Consider the following 14087-nt stretch of genomic DNA (forward strand, 5'->3'; position numbering starts at 1 on the left):
CAATTTCCTCTTAGCCCTTAGCCGCGCGTCGACGACCCCGCTGCGACACCTGTCGATCCGAAGCCGCCGGCGCCCCTTTCCGTCTCGTCCAGCGCGGAGACCTCCCGCCAGATCGCCCGGGCATGGCGCGCCACCACCAACTGTGCAATTCGCATGCCGCGGCTGATACGGAACGACTCCTTGCTCAAATTGACCAGAATCACGCCCACTTCACCGCGATAATCGGCATCGATAGTGCCCGGCGCGTTGGCGACCGTGATGCCGTTCTTGGCGGCCAGCCCGGAACGCGGGCGAACTTGAGCCTCAAAGCCTACCGGAAGGGCAATCGAGATGCCGGTCGGCACGATCCGCCGCTCCAGCGGTCCGAGCTCGATATCCTGGTCGATCGCCGCCAGCAGATCAGCGCCTGCCGCAGCCGCGGTCGCATAATCGGGCAGCGCCAGGTCGCGGCCATGGGCCAGCCGGACCACCTTGATCTCCACACCTTCCACGCCGGTCATCATCCTCACGTCACTCCGCCGCCGCGGCCGGCCGAGGTCGACCAAGATGGTCCGCGATGCGAACGGCGAGCCGGACCGCGACCTCTTCCTTGGCCAGGGTCGGCCAATCCTCGACCCCTTCGGCACTGACCAGATGGACTGTGTTGCGCTCCCCGCCGAACGTACCCGTCGCGGGCGACACGTCGTTGGCCACGATCCAGTCGCAGCCCTTGCGCTTGCGCTTGTCGACCGCATTGGCGATCAGGTTCTCGGTCTCCGCCGCGAACCCGACCACCAGGCTTGGGCGGGTCGGACCAGGTTTGGACAGGGTGGCGAGAATGTCCGGGTTGGGCGCGAGTTCGAGCCTCGGCGGCGGTACCCCGTTCTGCTTCTTGATCTTGGCGGTTACCGGATGGGCGGCCTTCCAGTCGGCGACGGCGGCAGCACAAACGGCAACGTCGATCGCGCCCGCTGCCAGGCAGGCAGCCAACATCTCGTCTGCCGACTCGATCTTCACGATCTTCACGCCAGCGGGATCGGGCACCGTCACCGGCCCGCTCACCAACGTCACCTCCGCACCCAATCGCGCAAGGGCAGCAGCGATGGCATGCCCCTGCTTACCCGAGGAGTGGTTGGAGATGTAGCGCACCGGATCGATGGCCTCGCGCGTCGGGCCCGACGTCACCAGTGCCCGCTTCCCGGCGAGAGGCCGGTCCTGGGTCAGCATCCCCTCGATGGCGGCGAGGATCTCCTCCGGCTCCGACAGACGGCCCGGACCGAACTCGTTGCAGGCCATCACGCCGTCGTTGGGGCCGACGAAGGTGACGCCGCGCTTCTTCAGCGTCTCGACATTGGCAACCGTTGCGGCGTGGGTCCACATGCGGACATTCATCGCCGGCGCCGCAAGGACAGGCTTGTCCGTCGCAAGCAGAACCGTGGAGGCGAGATCATCGGCCAATCCCACCGCCATGCGCGCCAGCAGGTTGGCGGTGGCCGGCGCAACGACCAGCAGATCGGCATCGCGCGACAGCTGGATATGTCCCATCTCGCTTTCGTCCGTGAGCGAGAACATATCGCTGTAGACGCGGTCTTCCGTCAGCGCCTGCAGCGACAGCGGGGTGACGAACTTCGCGCCGGCCTCGGTCAGAACGCAGCGCACCGCCGCGCCCCGCTTGCGCAGCAGGCGGATCAGCTCGAGCACCTTGAAGGCGGCGATGCCGCCAGCGACGACGATCAGGATTCGCTTGCCCTTCAGCATGGCCGAAAGCCTACCACAGTGCCGGAGGGACGGCAGCCCGCCGCCGGACGGTGATCCTCATCGCAGCCACCCCACGATCGCTGCCGCCAGGGCCAGCAGCGCCACGATCTCGACCAGAACGAGGCGCCAGGGCCGGATCGGGGTCGGGGCCGGCAGTATCTCCGCCTGGTCGGCCTTGCGCCGCTCCCGCTCGACCAGGACGTGCAGATTGTCGAGCAAGCGCGGCAGGCGGCGCAGCCCCACCGCCAGGTCGTCGGCGGCGCGGGCGAGAGTGGCGCGCGGGCCGAAATGGCTCACCATCCAGTCCTCGATCAGGGGCCGTGCCAGTTCCCAGATATTGACCCGGGGATTGAGGCGCGTGCCCATGCCCTCGGCCATCAACATGGTCTTCTGCAGCAGCAGGAGCTGCGGCTGGACCGCCATCTCGAATTGCTCCGTCACGCGCAGCAACTGCGCCAGCAGGCGGGCAATCGAGATCTCGTGGCTGGGCTTGCCGAAGATCGGCTCGCCGATCGACCGACAGGCCTGCGCGAACATCTCCAGCGACTGATGCGAGGGCACGTAGCCGGCCCGGAACTGGACCTCGGCTACGGCACGGTAGTCGCGCCGCAGAAAGGCGACCAGCAGTTCGGCGAGATACACCCGCGTGTCGGCGTCGACCCGACCCATGATGCCGAAATCGACCGGCACAATACGGCCTTCGCGATCGACGAAGGCGTTGCCGCCATGCATGTCGGCATGAAAGAAGCCGTCGCGGAACACCTGATAGAAGAAGGCCTCGGCACTCTTCTTCATGACGACGTCCGGATCGTGCCCGGCAGCGACGATGGCCTCGCGATCGCCGATCGGCGTGCCGTCGATGCGCTCGAGTGTCATCACACGCTGCGCGGTGCGATCCCAATCGATTTCCGGAGCGCGGTAACCGGGATCGTCCAGGAAGTTCTCGCCCAGCTCCTGCGCCGCTGCCGCCTCCATGCGCAGATCCATCTCGACGCGCACGACATCGGCGAAGGCCTTGACCGATTCGATCGGCTTCAACCGGCGGAACCGCGGTTGGGTGCGCTCCACCAGCTCGGCCATCCAGTAGAAGAGATCGAGATCGCGCGCGAACGCCGCTTCGATTCCGGGCCGCAGCACCTTCACGGCCACGTCGCGACCGTCCGACGTGACGGCGAAATGCACCTGGGCGATCGAAGCGGCCGCAACCGGCACATCGTCGAAGCTCGAGAACAATGCCTCGACCGGCCGGCCGAGCTCGCTTTCGATCGTGCGCCGCGCCTCCGTGCCCGAGAATGGCGGCAGGTGATCCTGCAGCTTGGCAAGGTCGGCCGCCACTTCCTCGCTCAGCAGGTCGGCGCGTGTCGACAGCGCCTGGCCCAGCTTGATGAAGGACGGCCCCAGCTCCTGCAGTGCCGCCGCGAGCCGTTCGCCCGGCCGTCGCGTCTGGCGACGCGAAGAGAACAATCGCGCCCAGGCAATCAACGCCGGCGCAATGCCCAGCGTCTCCAGCGGGAATAGCGCGTCGTGGCGGGCGAAGGTGAGCGCCATCCGCAGGAGGCGCCAACCGTTGCGAAGCGCGCGCAGCATCTAGATACGCCACCCGCTATGCAGGGCAACGACGCCGAACGTCATGTTGCGCCAGGACACGCGCTCGAAGCCGGCGGCACGCATGCGTTCCGCCAATTCGCGCTGGGGCGGAAAACGACGGATGCTTTCATGCAGGTAGCGGTACGACTCGGCATCGCGAGCGACGAGGCGGCCGAAGAAGGGCAGCGCCCGTTCGGAATAGGTATCGTAGATTCGCCCGATGGGCGCCGACGTGACCTTGCTGAACTCGAGGCAGAAATAGCGGCCACCGGGCTTGAGCACGCGATAGGCCTCGCGCAGGGCCTGGTCGATGTCCGTGACATTGCGCAGGCCGAAGGCAATCGTATAGACATCGAAAGAGCGGTCGGGAAACGGCAGGCGTTCCGCGTCGCCAGTGGCCCAGGTCAGGCCATGCAGCAGGCCACGATCAATGGCCCGGTCGCGACCGACGCCGAGCATTGCCGGATTGATGTCGCAGACTGTCACGTCGCCGCGCTCGGCCTGGCGCTGCAACAGCCGGAAGGCGATGTCGCCGGTGCCGCCCGCCACGTCCAGGAGTTTCTCGCCCGGGCGAGGATTGACGGTGTCGACCAGAGCGTTCTTCCAAAGCCGGTGCACGCCCCCCGACATGAGATCGTTCATCAGGTCGTAACGCGGCGCCACGCTCTCGAACACGTCGCGGACCATTCGGGCCTTTTCGGCCTTGGGAACGTCGCGATAACCGAACGAAGCCATCGCTTCGCCCGCCGGCGCGGCCTCCCCGGCAGGCGAACCGGCCGGCGGAACGTCGGTGGGCGCGTCTCCGTCGGGGGCCTGCCCGGTGGAGACGGGCACGCTAGGATCGGGCTCAATCATGGAGCGCAACCTAGAGGAATCGCCATGCTGCTGAAAGACCGGGTGATGCTGATCACGAATGTCGAGAAATTCGCAGGTCACGGCACAACAGAAGTGGCCTTGTCGCAGGGCGCCACCGTGCTGGCGCACGATCCCTCGTTCGAAGCACCGAGTGCGCGGCACAAGTATGAAAGCCAGTTCCCGGGCGCCCATGCCCTCGCCGCCACCGACCCGGCGACGATGGTCGAGCTGGCGCTGAAGCGATACGGACATATCGACGCGCTGGTCAACAACGACGCGTTCCCCGCCCTGCGGGCGCCCCTTGCTGAAGCACGGCTGGAGGATTATCGCGCCGCGCTGGAAGCGATGGCGGTGGCGCCGTTCCATCTCGTGCAGCTGGTGGCGCCGTCGATGCGAAAGCGCAAGTCGGGCCGCATCGTCTTCGTCTCCTCGGCAGCGCCATTGCGTGGCATTGCCAACTACGCGCCCTATGCTTCCGCACGCGCTGCCGCCAACGGCCTGGTCAACTCGCTGGCACGCGAGCTCGGCCGCGATGGCATCACCGTCAATGCCGTGGGCTCCAACTATGTCGAGAATCCGGATTACTTCCCGCCCGCCCTCCTCGCCAACAAGGAGGCGATGGCCAAGATGACGGCGCAGATTCCGCTCGGTCGGCTCGGCAAGAGCGCCGAACTTGGCGCCACCGTCTGCTTCCTGTGCTCCGATGGCGCGGGGTTCATCACCGGTCATGTGCTGCCCCATGCCGGCGGCTGGGCCTAGGGGCGGATTTCCCATCTCTTCCCACTGCGATGGGGACAGGCGGATGCCGATGGCATCGGCATTTTGCGACGAACTTCCCATCCGCGGCATAACCCTTCCCCGTCGCCGCAACCAAAAATCGCGACGCGCGCCGGCGGTGGGCCGAAAGCCTTGCCAGCCCTGGATTTTCGGCGCGACGTCCTGGTCTTCTCGCGAGGCTCGCGAACCTCGCGAGAGTTCGGGCATCGCCGCGATGTCGATGAAGCAGAAGAGGTTCGTCATCCTTCGACGATAAGTGCGTACCGCAGCAGGCCCTATTCCGGTCGTGAACGGAGAGCCGCGAACGGGTTCCTCGCCTAAGCCCGCACGGCGCCGGCGAAGGGGGTAACGACCATAATCGTTGCTCGAGGAGGTGCGGCCTTAACTTGCCCGCATGTCGCGCTACCTCCTCTCTCCGGCTCCGGCCGAAGATCCGCCGCCCGCTCCCACGCCACGGGACTTCAACATTCCCGATGAAGCGTGGGGCACCCGCTCCACTCTCGCCGCACGCCGCCCCGGCGATCCGCTCGATCCGTCGCTCCAGCGTGAGATCACCATCGCCAACGCAACGCGCGCCGCCGAACTGCAGAACCAGTTCCTCGAGCGCCAGCGCGAGATCCTTCACACTGGTCCCGACGCCTTCCTGGCAATGACCGGCCGCGACGCCGCGACGGGCGCCGACGCTGTGCTGGCTCGGCTGGAGGCCGCGCGCCAGGACACGCTGGACCAGGCCGGCAATGCCGCCCAGCACCGCCTTCTCCAGCAAGCGCTGGCCGATCATCGGCTCGTCGAGCAGGCCACCGTCGCCAATCATGTCGGCCGCCAGACCCAGGCCTGGCGCCAGGCCACTGCTCAAGCACGCCTCGACCAGCTGCGCAGACAGGCCACCATCGACCATGCCGATCCCGGCGCCATCGAGTCGCTGCATGCCGCGGCCGACGGTGCCCTCCAGGAGATCGCCCGCACCCGGCCGCAGACCGGGGCTGCCTTCCGCGATCCCGGCACCGAACCGTCGATCTGGCGGGTCGCCATCGACGCGGCATTAGGCAAGTTCGACTATCCCTCCTCTATCGTCCTCTACAACCGCGCCGCCGATCGGATCGATCCGGCCGAGCGCGCCATCCTCCAACCGCTGATCGAAGGTGCGCGCCAGCACCTCGCCGGCCAGGACTATCTCAAGCGCATCGGCCTGCCCGATACGCAAGACCTCGCCGCGCTCGACGCCGCGCACCAGGCGGCAACGGCGCAGAACGAGGCCGACTGGCCCGACAATGCGAGCCAGCGCGCGACCAACCAGCATTACCTCGACGTCGCCTTCGGCCGGCAGAAGCTTCAGGTCGTTCAGGCCAAGGGCGATCTCGTCCAGGCCGTCACCAACTGGCTCGACCAGCCCGCCCCGGACGGCGGCCCCCAGACCCAGCGCCCGCCGCTGCCGCTCTGGACAAAGCTCAACCAGGACGAACAGCGAGCCGTCGACGACCAGTTGGCAAGAAACGCCAATGCGCAGGCGCTCCATCCGGATAGTCCGCCGCCGAACGAGAGTGCCCCTCCGGATGGTTCAATCGATCCTGAGGAACCTCTCCCCCGCCAGGACCCCGGAGTAACGACTGCCGAGACAAACAGTGGCGCTCCAACTGGGTCGTCTCAAAAGGACTCCAGGGCAGAATCCGCCACCGTCCCGGCTGCCGCTGCAACTGCCCCAGCAACGGTCGCGCCTGCTGAAGGTCCACCTCTGGCCGATCTGGCTGCAACTGTCGCACGACAGATCGTTACCCTGGCGCCTGACCTCGCCGCTCCTGCCGCTTTCGCTATCAGCCTCTTGACCCCAATGAACAGCACCGATGTCGGCTTCGAGCTCGACGATGGGCTGCGAGTCAGGCTGCCTCCCGGTCAACGAACAGCCACGATCGAACGTCGGACCCACAAAGGCATTCTCGGCATTGGCGAAACGTGGCAGCCGCTCCCTGTTGAAGCAGCCATTGGAGAGACAGGAACCGGCCACCAGGCACTCCTCATCAATCGGGACCAGCTGGAACGTGCTGTGGGCCCGGAAGCGGCCAAGCGCGCCCTTGCGAAAGGCGGTGTCGCCCCCAATCCCCAGGTTCCGCCACCGCCAGTACCGTGGATCGTCGAAATCCATGTTGCGGAACTGGACAAGGATACCAAAACGATCGTGCATCGTGATGTGCCGGAGGAACGCGTCCGCGACTACTGCCCCAATTATCCGATGATCAATCAGGCTGCGCTTGAGGGATCGGCACGGGCGCAAGCCAAAGGCCTCCCGAACGGAATGGCCTACGGACGTTCAGTTCACAAAGAAGTGCAGACAGAAGTGGAGAAGATGGCGGAGCTCAGGGGAGCTCTCGATGAACGTGGGATCAAGGAACTCCGCGCCGAACAGGCGTTGCTCCGGGGCGAGCCCCTCAGCCACACGCCTCCTGGTTCGTCGAGGTTGGACGTTCTGGAACTCTATCCGGATCGCCGCACGGCGTGCGTGTATGAAATCAAGACCGGCAATGCACGGTTGAGCAAGGAGGCGCTGGAGCGCTATGCTAGAGAGGCACAGGCTTACGCCAAAGCAGGTTATGATCGCATTTATGTGGTTGTGGTCCGCGTGCCGTGATGCCGACCACCTTGCCGCAAGGTCCAATGACAATGCTCGATCGGCCAGAGATGTGGAAGGAGTTCGACGCCAATCCTCCTGCCGACCCGGCAATGATTAGCCGAGTCGAAGACGAATCAGGCTTCAAGTTACCAGAGGATTTCGTTCGCTTCCTGCTGCGAATGAATGGTGGGAGGGGAATGGTCGGAGAAGCATTTCTCGGTCTTTGGCGAGCAGAAGATCTGGTCCAACACAACAAGGCGTACTCAGCAGATGAAGCTGCACCCGGCTTTTTCATCTTTGGGTCGGACGGCGCGGACGAGGCATTTGGCTTCGACATGAGATCAGCGGCCCAGCCGGTCGTCTGTCTTCCGTTCATCGGGATGGATTGGGAAAGTGCCATTCCCATCGCCCCCACCTTCACGGAGTTTCTGGACGTGGTGTCGACCTCGTGGCCCGACGTTCCAGCGCGATTATGAGCATGCCTCAGCCCTGCAGTTCTTCCATGTTGGTGTAGAGCCGCTTCAGGGCGGCGCGCAGGGCCTCCGCTTCGGCCGGCGCGAATCCCTTGAGGGCGATGCGTTCGTAGCGCTCGGCGATCGGCACGATCCGGCGCGTCAGCCGCCGCCCGGCCGCAGTGACGAACAGCGCGACGGCTCGGGCATCGTCCGGGTCGCGGCGACGGGCGACGAGATCCTTCTTTTCCATCTGGTCGACGAGGCGCGTGAGAGTAGAGACCTCGATCGACGTTGTCGCCGACAGATCGCCCATGCGCTGGCCGTCGCGTTCCTGCAGGGCTGCCAGGACACGCCAGATCTGGAGCGAGGCGCCGAGGGGACGCATCTCCTCGCCAAAGGCCGTTGCGATGCGCGCACCGGCGCGGTTCAGGAGATAGGGAAGGTAGGAATCGAGTGGACCCATGCGCCAGCGTAGCCGCCGCGGCACGGCACTGCCAGCCGCAGCCCTTCGGCGTCTCTACTTCCGGAAGTGCGGCGCCACCTCGCGCATGAAACGATCCATCTGCTCCTTCACCTGGGCGTGGGGCATCTGGCCGTAATTGAAATAGAGGATCACCTCGGCGATGCCGGCCGCTTCGACCTGCTTCAACGTGTCGACGATATGCTGCGGGCTGCCGCACAGGATCGATTTGTCGGTGAGCTTCTCCGGCCGCATGTCGCGCAGGATGTTCACGATCTCGACGAAGTACTTGTAGGTCGGCGGCACCTTCTCGCCCGAAGAGGACGGAAACGCCGCCACCAGGGCATCCTGGAAGTAGCGCACCAGCGCTTCCTTGCCGTGCTGCTCCTCCTGCGGTGTCGAGGCGATATGCACGAAATAAGAGCACATGGCCCGTCGCATCGGGCGCTTGTACTGCGTCTCGCAAGTGTCGCGATAGACACGGGTCGCGTCGGCAAGCGAGCCGTACACCATTGCCGCCGCGAACGGCGCATAGATCACGTTCCAGTCGTTGCGGGCCGCGAGCTCCATCGACGGTCGCGAGAAGCAGGCCACGTAGGGGCGCAGCGGCTTCTGCGCCGGCTTCGGCCGCACCTCGATATCCTCGAACTGGTAGAACTTGCCCTTGTGGGACCACTTGCCGGTTTCCGTCCAGGCGCGCCACACGATCTCTAGTCCCTCGGCGAACAGCTCCGCCGAGTCGGCGAACGGCGCCTGGAACGGTTCGTATTCCTTGCGGTCGTAGCCGCGGCCCGCGGCGAAATCGACACGCCCACCAGAGAGCAGGTCGAGGGTCGCCCATTCCTCGGCAACATGCAGCGGATGGTGCACCGGGAGCAGCGTCACGGCCGGCGCGAGGCGCAGCTTCTTGGTGGCGCCCGCAAGCTGCGCCAGCATGGCGAGCGGCGAGGCATTGACACCCAGCAGGTTGAAATGATGCTCGCCGATCCATGCCGAGTTCAGGCCGATCTCCTCGGCGTAGAGAGCCTCGGCGAAAATGTCCTTCAGGAAATCCTCGGCCGTGCGCGTGTTGCCGGGATAGCGGTTGTCGCTGAGCGTGAAGTAGCCGAAGTCCATGACGTTTCCTCTTTGATTGCCGTCATGGTGCACTCTGGCGATTTATTTGTAAATGCAAATAAATGGGCAGAGAGTCCTGCCATCCATTGTCAGTCGGGCTGCACCGCAATCCCCAGGCCCTCAAGGAGCCCCGATTGCTCGCTTTCGCTGACGGTCAGACCGGCATAGTCGGCGAGCACCGCCAGATTGAGACCCGACAGCCGAGACCCGCGAAGATCGGCATTGCGCAGCTTGGCCCGATCCCATTCCACCCGGTCGAGCTGGCACGCCGACAGCATGGCGTCGCTCAGATCGGTGTCGATGAAGGAGGCTTCCGAGAACTTGCAGGACAGGAACTGGCAATTCTGTAGCTGCAGACCCGACAGGTCACCGAAGCTGAAGTTGCATCCGTCGAAGGAGGCCCTGGCCAGTGTCGAGCGTCGGGACAGCGCCTTGGTGAAACTCGAATGGCCGAACTGGACGCCGCGGAAACTGCATTCGACCGCGTGCACGTTGTAGAGGTCGCAACGTTCGAACGAGCAGGTGGCGAAATTGCACTTGGTCATCTCTGCCGCCTGCAAGTCGCAAAAGGCAAAGCTGCTGCCCTTCTTCTGTTCGACATCGAACAGGGTGCATCCGGTGAAGCGCGTGCCCGGGAGCTTGCAGCTCGCGAAGCGCGTCGGCGCGAACCGGCAGTCCTCGAATATCGATCCAGAGAAATCGACGCCCCGGATCAGCGGCACGCGGAACAGGCATCGCTCGAAGCGGCTTTCGGACAAGTCGGCCTCGTCGAGGACGAGGTCCGGCGGGAACAGGATGTTGCAAAATGACCGTGTGTGCGCGGTCGACAGCAACTCGTCGGCGGAGATCGAGCGGTGGATCGGGTGCTCATCGGCCATAAGGCTTGCCCTCGCCGAAGGAGATGAGGCGCGGAGTAGCCGCTATGCTGCCTTGGTAACGATCTCCGCCAGGGACATCAGCCAGTCACGGAACGCCTTGATCTTGCGCCGGCGGATCGCCTCGGCGGGATAGACGACATAGTAGGCGTACTCCGATGGCATCCTGAAATCGAACGGCATGACCAGCCGGCCGGCCTTGAGATCGGGGGCGACCAGCGGCGCCCGTCCGAGCGCGACCCCGAGTCCGTCCATGGCGGCCTGGTAGGCGGCGAGGGCGAAATCGAAGGTAACGCCGCGCGAGGCATCGATGCCCTTGACGCCCGCCGCGGTCAGCCAGACCTGCCAATCGTCGGGGAAGCTACCGATATGCAGCAGCGTGAAGCGCTTGAGGTCGGCTGGCTTCTGCAACGCATTCGGGCCCTTGAGCAGGGTCGGCGCACAGACCGGCATCACGTCCTCGCCGACCAGCCGCTCGGCCACGAGATTGGGCCAGTGGCCGCGGCCGTAGCGGATGCCGATATCGACATCCTCCCGCGAAAAATCGACCAGGCCGGTGTTAGTGCTGATCCGAACGTCGATCTCGGGATGAGAGCGTTGAAAGCCCCCAAGCCGCGGCACCAGCCATTTGGTGGCGAAGGAGGCGGTGGTGGTAACGGTCACATGGCCGCCGCGGTCCTTCTGCAGCAGCTTCTCCGTTGCCTCGTTGAGCTGATCGAAGGCTGCCCGCACCGCCGGCAGATAAGCCTGGCCCGCCTCGGAGAGCAGCAGCGAGCGGTTTCTCCGCACGAATAATTTTAATCCGAGCCGCTGTTCCAGCCCGCGCACCTGATGGCTGATTGCGGCCTGCGTCACGCTCAGCTCTTCGGCGGCATCGGTAAAACTCATATGGCGAGCGGCTGCCTCGAAAGCGCGCAAACCGTTGAGCGGGGGAAGGGTTCTCTTCATCGGAATTCCCTTAGAAAAGCAGTGGCTTTCGCATGAGCAAAATTTATCAAAACAGGACAATCCGTCGTTTGTAAAGCCCCCGGCCGATGCGCAAATCCCGACAACAAATGCTTTTCCTGTCGGGGAGCCCTCCCATGGCCAGCCTGTCCGTCCATTTCGTTTCCCATACTCCCGGTGCCGGTACCCTTACCGCGTTGAAGAAGACGATCGCGACGTGGCGCCGCCGCAACCGGGAACGCCGCGAACTGCTCAGTCTCGACGGTCGCGCCATCCGCGATCTCGGGACGACACCGCAAGCGGTCCAATTCGAAGCCAACAAGCCCTTCTGGCGCGCCTGATCCCCTGATCCGGAGCCGAGGTCCTTCCACCCTGCCGGGCCTCTTCCCTCTCCGGTGACTGCCGGCGGTCGACTCCTCAGCCTCCCTGTCGACCGCCGGCTTTTTCTTTGCCCGCTGCCGCTGCGCTTGCTAGACGCGGCGCGTGGCGCTTTCCGACCTTCAGATCCAGACTCTCGCGCGCGATGCCATCCAGTGTGCCGCTGCCGGAGACTTCGCCGCAGCGGAACCGATGCTGGCGCAGGTTGCCGCGGCGCGTCCCAATTCCGGCCAGGCCCTTCATCTGCTCGGCCAGGCGCGGCTCAAGCTTCGCCGCTTCGCCGAGGCGCGTGAGCCGCTCGAGCGGGCCGCCAAGTTCCTGCCGCGCGATCCGGCGCCGCATGTCAATCTCGCCGGCTGCCTCACCATGCTGGGCGAGCATGCGGCGGCGCTGGCCGCCCTCGACCGCGCCGTCCGGATCAAGCCGGGTGAGGTCCCTATTCTGCATAATCGCGGCCGTGCGCTCGAGGCGCTGGGCCGCTTCGACGAAGCACGGGCCGCCTATGACGAGGCGCTGGCGATCGATCACCGCTTCATGCCGTCGCTGATGGCGCGCGCAAATTTGCTCGCGGCCCAGGGCGACCGCATGGGAGCGCTGGCCGATCTCGACATGGCCCTGACCAATCGGCCCGACGACGCTGCGCTGAAGCTGCGGCGCGCCGAACTCCTGCTGGAGCAGGGCGACTGGCTGCGAGGCCTGCCCGACTACGAGGCGCGGCTCGAGCTGCCGGGCGACAGGTACATCCCGGATCTGCCGCGCTGGCAGGGCGAGCCCCTGTCGGGCCGACTGCTGATCTATCCGGAGCAGACCGATATCGATGGCGATCAGGCCATTCGCGATACCCTGATGCTGGCACGGGGCGTCGATGCGGTCGTGCAGTGCAGTCCAAGGATCGCCGATTGGCTTGCCGTGCCGACCACCAGCCGCGGCAATCCTCTGGAGGGCTTCGCCGCCGCCGCGCCGTTGCGCAGCTTGCCCTATCTGCTCGATTGGAATCCGCAGGCTTTGCCGCCGCCCGTGGCGCTTCGGTCGAAGCCCGAGCCGGGTGACGGCATCGGCTGGTTCACCAGCCTGGAGCTGCCAGCGCAGCGGACGATCGAACGCGATCCCGGCAGGATTGCGTCCTGCAAGCTCGTCGTCGCCGACGATGTGTGGCCGGCCCACCTCGCCGCCGCCCTCGGCATTCCAACAGTAATGCTTCTGGGAGCGGGCGCGGACTGGCTGTGGCGGTCGCAACGTGGCCCCTCGCCCTGGTATCCGCACCTCGAACTGTTGAACGCAAACGACGCCGAAGCGCTAGCGGCCCGCCTCGCCCGGTGCTGATATCCGCCTCCCGCATGGGAGGAAATTCATGATGAGCAGCGATCGCGGCCTCGGTATCCGTGGCAGCGGATCAGACGCCCTCGGCGCGGCGGAGACGACTTGAAGCCCCTGCATGTCGCTGCCGCGCTCCTGATCGCAGCGCTATGGGGCCTCAACTTCACGGTCATTCGTCTCGGCCTCGACGTCTTCACGCCTTTCACCTTCGCCGGCTGGCGCTTTCTGCTCGGCGCATTGCCGGTGTTGTTCCTGCCGCGCCCGCCGATCTCGTGGCGCGCCTTGGCCGGTATCGGCTTCTTCATGTTCACCGGCCAGTTTGTCTTCCTGTTCTTCGCCATGCAGGCCGGATTGCCGCCCGGCCTCTCCTCCGTGCTGGTGCAGCTCCAGGGGCCTTTGACCGTCGTGCTCGCCGCCCTCTTCCTGCACGAACGCACGCGCCCGGCGCAGTGGCTCGGGCTCGGCGTGGCCCTGATCGGTGTGCTGGTCATTGCGCGATCGGTCGAGGGCAGCGCGAACGTGCTCGCGGTCGGGATCGCTCTCCTGTCGGCCTTGAGCTGGGCCGTCGGCAATCTCTTCCTGCGCGAGGCACGAGGCGCTCCGGTGTTCGCCGTCACTGCCTGGGCCAGCCTACTGCCGCCGCTGCCGCTCCTGATTGCCGCCGCTCTGACCGATGGGATCGACGCAACGCTATCGCCTATTCTGGCACCCAGCTGGCAGGGCTGGCTGGTCCTCTTCTACACGGTCGTGCCGGCCATGTGGCTCGGCTATCTGATCTGGGGCACGCTGTTGCGCAGCTATCCGGCGGCGAAAGTCGGTCCGGTTTCGCTGTTGGTGCCGTGCTGTGCCCTGTTTTTCGCTTCCCAGATCGTCGGCGAGCCGATCGGCGGCGTGCGCCTGATCGGGGTGGCCATTGTCCTGGCCGGCGTGGCGATCGGCATTGTCGCTTCTGCGCGCCGCCTGTGACCGAAGGATTGGCC

The 14087-nt window shown here is 65.5% G+C and carries 14 protein-coding genes; 6 read left to right on the forward strand and 8 right to left on the reverse strand.

Features of this window, described 5'->3' with window-relative positions; all coding sequences use genetic code 11:
• Window positions 1-17: 17 nt before the first annotated feature.
• The 4 genes from dut to ubiE are packed head-to-tail and all read right to left on the reverse strand — an operon-like array spanning window position 18 to window position 4059.
• Complete coding sequence (dut, locus tag B5D62_RS14920; protein WP_085934782.1) at window positions 18-500, reverse strand: dUTP diphosphatase; 483 nt, start codon at window positions 498-500, stop codon at window positions 18-20.
• A 10-nt stretch (window positions 501-510) separates the two neighbouring features.
• Complete coding sequence (gene coaBC / locus B5D62_RS14925) at window positions 511-1737, reverse strand: bifunctional phosphopantothenoylcysteine decarboxylase/phosphopantothenate--cysteine ligase CoaBC (protein ID WP_085934629.1); 1227 nt, start codon at window positions 1735-1737, stop codon at window positions 511-513.
• Between the two features lie 57 nt (window positions 1738-1794).
• Complete coding sequence (ubiB, locus tag B5D62_RS14930; RefSeq protein WP_085934630.1) at window positions 1795-3324, reverse strand: 2-polyprenylphenol 6-hydroxylase; 1530 nt, start codon at window positions 3322-3324, stop codon at window positions 1795-1797.
• Window positions 3325-4059 carry a bifunctional demethylmenaquinone methyltransferase/2-methoxy-6-polyprenyl-1,4-benzoquinol methylase UbiE gene (gene ubiE, locus B5D62_RS14935; protein WP_139373882.1) on the reverse strand — a complete coding sequence of 245 codons (735 nt, stop codon included), beginning with the start codon at window positions 4057-4059 and terminating at the stop codon, window positions 3325-3327.
• Between the two features lie 144 nt (window positions 4060-4203).
• Between ubiE and B5D62_RS14940 the strand changes: the two genes are divergently transcribed.
• The 3 genes from B5D62_RS14940 (at window position 4204) to B5D62_RS14950 (ending at window position 8037) form a co-directional block, all read left to right on the forward strand.
• A complete protein-coding gene (locus B5D62_RS14940) occupies window positions 4204-4938 on the forward strand; it encodes an SDR family oxidoreductase (protein ID WP_085934632.1) in 735 nt (244 codons plus the stop codon).
• 667 nt (window positions 4939-5605) lie between these two features.
• A complete protein-coding gene (locus B5D62_RS14945) occupies window positions 5606-7579 on the forward strand; it encodes a hypothetical protein (protein WP_139373883.1) in 1974 nt (657 codons plus the stop codon).
• A 26-nt stretch (window positions 7580-7605) separates the two neighbouring features.
• Window positions 7606-8037, forward strand: coding sequence for an SMI1/KNR4 family protein (locus B5D62_RS14950; RefSeq protein ID WP_170920946.1), 432 nt, complete (start codon window positions 7606-7608; stop codon window positions 8035-8037).
• A gap of 7 nt (window positions 8038-8044) precedes the next feature.
• On the opposite strand, the gene B5D62_RS14955 is transcribed toward B5D62_RS14950, so the two are convergent.
• From B5D62_RS14955 to B5D62_RS14970, 4 genes are all read right to left on the reverse strand, one after another.
• Window positions 8045-8479: a MarR family winged helix-turn-helix transcriptional regulator gene (locus B5D62_RS14955; RefSeq protein WP_085934635.1), complete on the reverse strand. Its 435-nt coding sequence runs from the start codon at window positions 8477-8479 to the stop codon at window positions 8045-8047.
• A gap of 54 nt (window positions 8480-8533) precedes the next feature.
• Window positions 8534-9592 carry an LLM class flavin-dependent oxidoreductase gene (locus B5D62_RS14960; RefSeq protein WP_085934636.1) on the reverse strand — a complete coding sequence of 353 codons (1059 nt, stop codon included), beginning with the start codon at window positions 9590-9592 and terminating at the stop codon, window positions 8534-8536.
• A gap of 89 nt (window positions 9593-9681) precedes the next feature.
• Window positions 9682-10470 carry a pentapeptide repeat-containing protein gene (locus B5D62_RS14965; protein ID WP_085934637.1) on the reverse strand — a complete coding sequence of 263 codons (789 nt, stop codon included), beginning with the start codon at window positions 10468-10470 and terminating at the stop codon, window positions 9682-9684.
• Between the two features lie 42 nt (window positions 10471-10512).
• Window positions 10513-11415, reverse strand: coding sequence for a transcriptional regulator GcvA (locus B5D62_RS14970; RefSeq protein ID WP_085934638.1), 903 nt, complete (start codon window positions 11413-11415; stop codon window positions 10513-10515).
• Between the two features lie 134 nt (window positions 11416-11549).
• Here B5D62_RS14970 and B5D62_RS14975 point away from each other — a divergent pair, with 134 nt between their 5' ends.
• The 3 genes from B5D62_RS14975 to B5D62_RS14985 all read left to right on the forward strand — a co-directional run bounded on the left by B5D62_RS14975 (window position 11550) and on the right by B5D62_RS14985 (window position 14073).
• Window positions 11550-11753 carry a DUF1127 domain-containing protein gene (locus B5D62_RS14975; RefSeq protein ID WP_085934639.1) on the forward strand — a complete coding sequence of 68 codons (204 nt, stop codon included), beginning with the start codon at window positions 11550-11552 and terminating at the stop codon, window positions 11751-11753.
• 142 nt (window positions 11754-11895) lie between these two features.
• Entirely contained in the window at window positions 11896-13113 is a 1218-nt protein-coding gene (locus B5D62_RS14980) for a tetratricopeptide repeat protein (RefSeq protein WP_085934640.1), read from the forward strand.
• 99 nt (window positions 13114-13212) lie between these two features.
• Window positions 13213-14073: an EamA family transporter gene (locus B5D62_RS14985; RefSeq protein WP_085934641.1), complete on the forward strand. Its 861-nt coding sequence runs from the start codon at window positions 13213-13215 to the stop codon at window positions 14071-14073.
• Window positions 14074-14087: the final 14 nt, after the last annotated feature.

It is taken from the genome of Enhydrobacter aerosaccus (assembly GCF_900167455.1).
In the GTDB taxonomy this organism is placed as follows: Bacteria; Pseudomonadota; Alphaproteobacteria; order Reyranellales; family Reyranellaceae; genus Reyranella; species Reyranella aerosaccus.

Bases quoted from the DNA above. Each gene is read 5' to 3' on its own strand.
- dut (WP_085934782.1), bottom strand. From the start codon at position 500: ATGACCGGCGTGGAAGGTGTGGAGATCAAGGTGGTCCGGCTGGCCCAT.
- B5D62_RS14940 (WP_085934632.1), top strand. From the start codon at position 4,204: ATGCTGCTGAAAGACCGGGTGATGCTGATCACGAATGTCGAGAAATTC.
- B5D62_RS14970 (WP_085934638.1), bottom strand. From the start codon at position 11,415: ATGAAGAGAACCCTTCCCCCGCTCAACGGTTTGCGCGCTTTCGAGGCA.
- ubiE (WP_139373882.1), bottom strand. From the start codon at position 4,059: ATGGCTTCGTTCGGTTATCGCGACGTTCCCAAGGCCGAAAAGGCCCGA.
- B5D62_RS14975 (WP_085934639.1), top strand. From the start codon at position 11,550: ATGGCCAGCCTGTCCGTCCATTTCGTTTCCCATACTCCCGGTGCCGGT.
- B5D62_RS14955 (WP_085934635.1), bottom strand. From the start codon at position 8,479: ATGGGTCCACTCGATTCCTACCTTCCCTATCTCCTGAACCGCGCCGGT.
- coaBC (WP_085934629.1), bottom strand. From the start codon at position 1,737: ATGCTGAAGGGCAAGCGAATCCTGATCGTCGTCGCTGGCGGCATCGCC.
- ubiB (WP_085934630.1), bottom strand. From the start codon at position 3,324: ATGCTGCGCGCGCTTCGCAACGGTTGGCGCCTCCTGCGGATGGCGCTC.
- B5D62_RS14960 (WP_085934636.1), bottom strand. From the start codon at position 9,592: ATGGACTTCGGCTACTTCACGCTCAGCGACAACCGCTATCCCGGCAAC.
- B5D62_RS14950 (WP_170920946.1), top strand. From the start codon at position 7,606: ATGACAATGCTCGATCGGCCAGAGATGTGGAAGGAGTTCGACGCCAAT.
- B5D62_RS14945 (WP_139373883.1), top strand. From the start codon at position 5,606: ATGACCGGCCGCGACGCCGCGACGGGCGCCGACGCTGTGCTGGCTCGG.
- B5D62_RS14965 (WP_085934637.1), bottom strand. From the start codon at position 10,470: ATGGCCGATGAGCACCCGATCCACCGCTCGATCTCCGCCGACGAGTTG.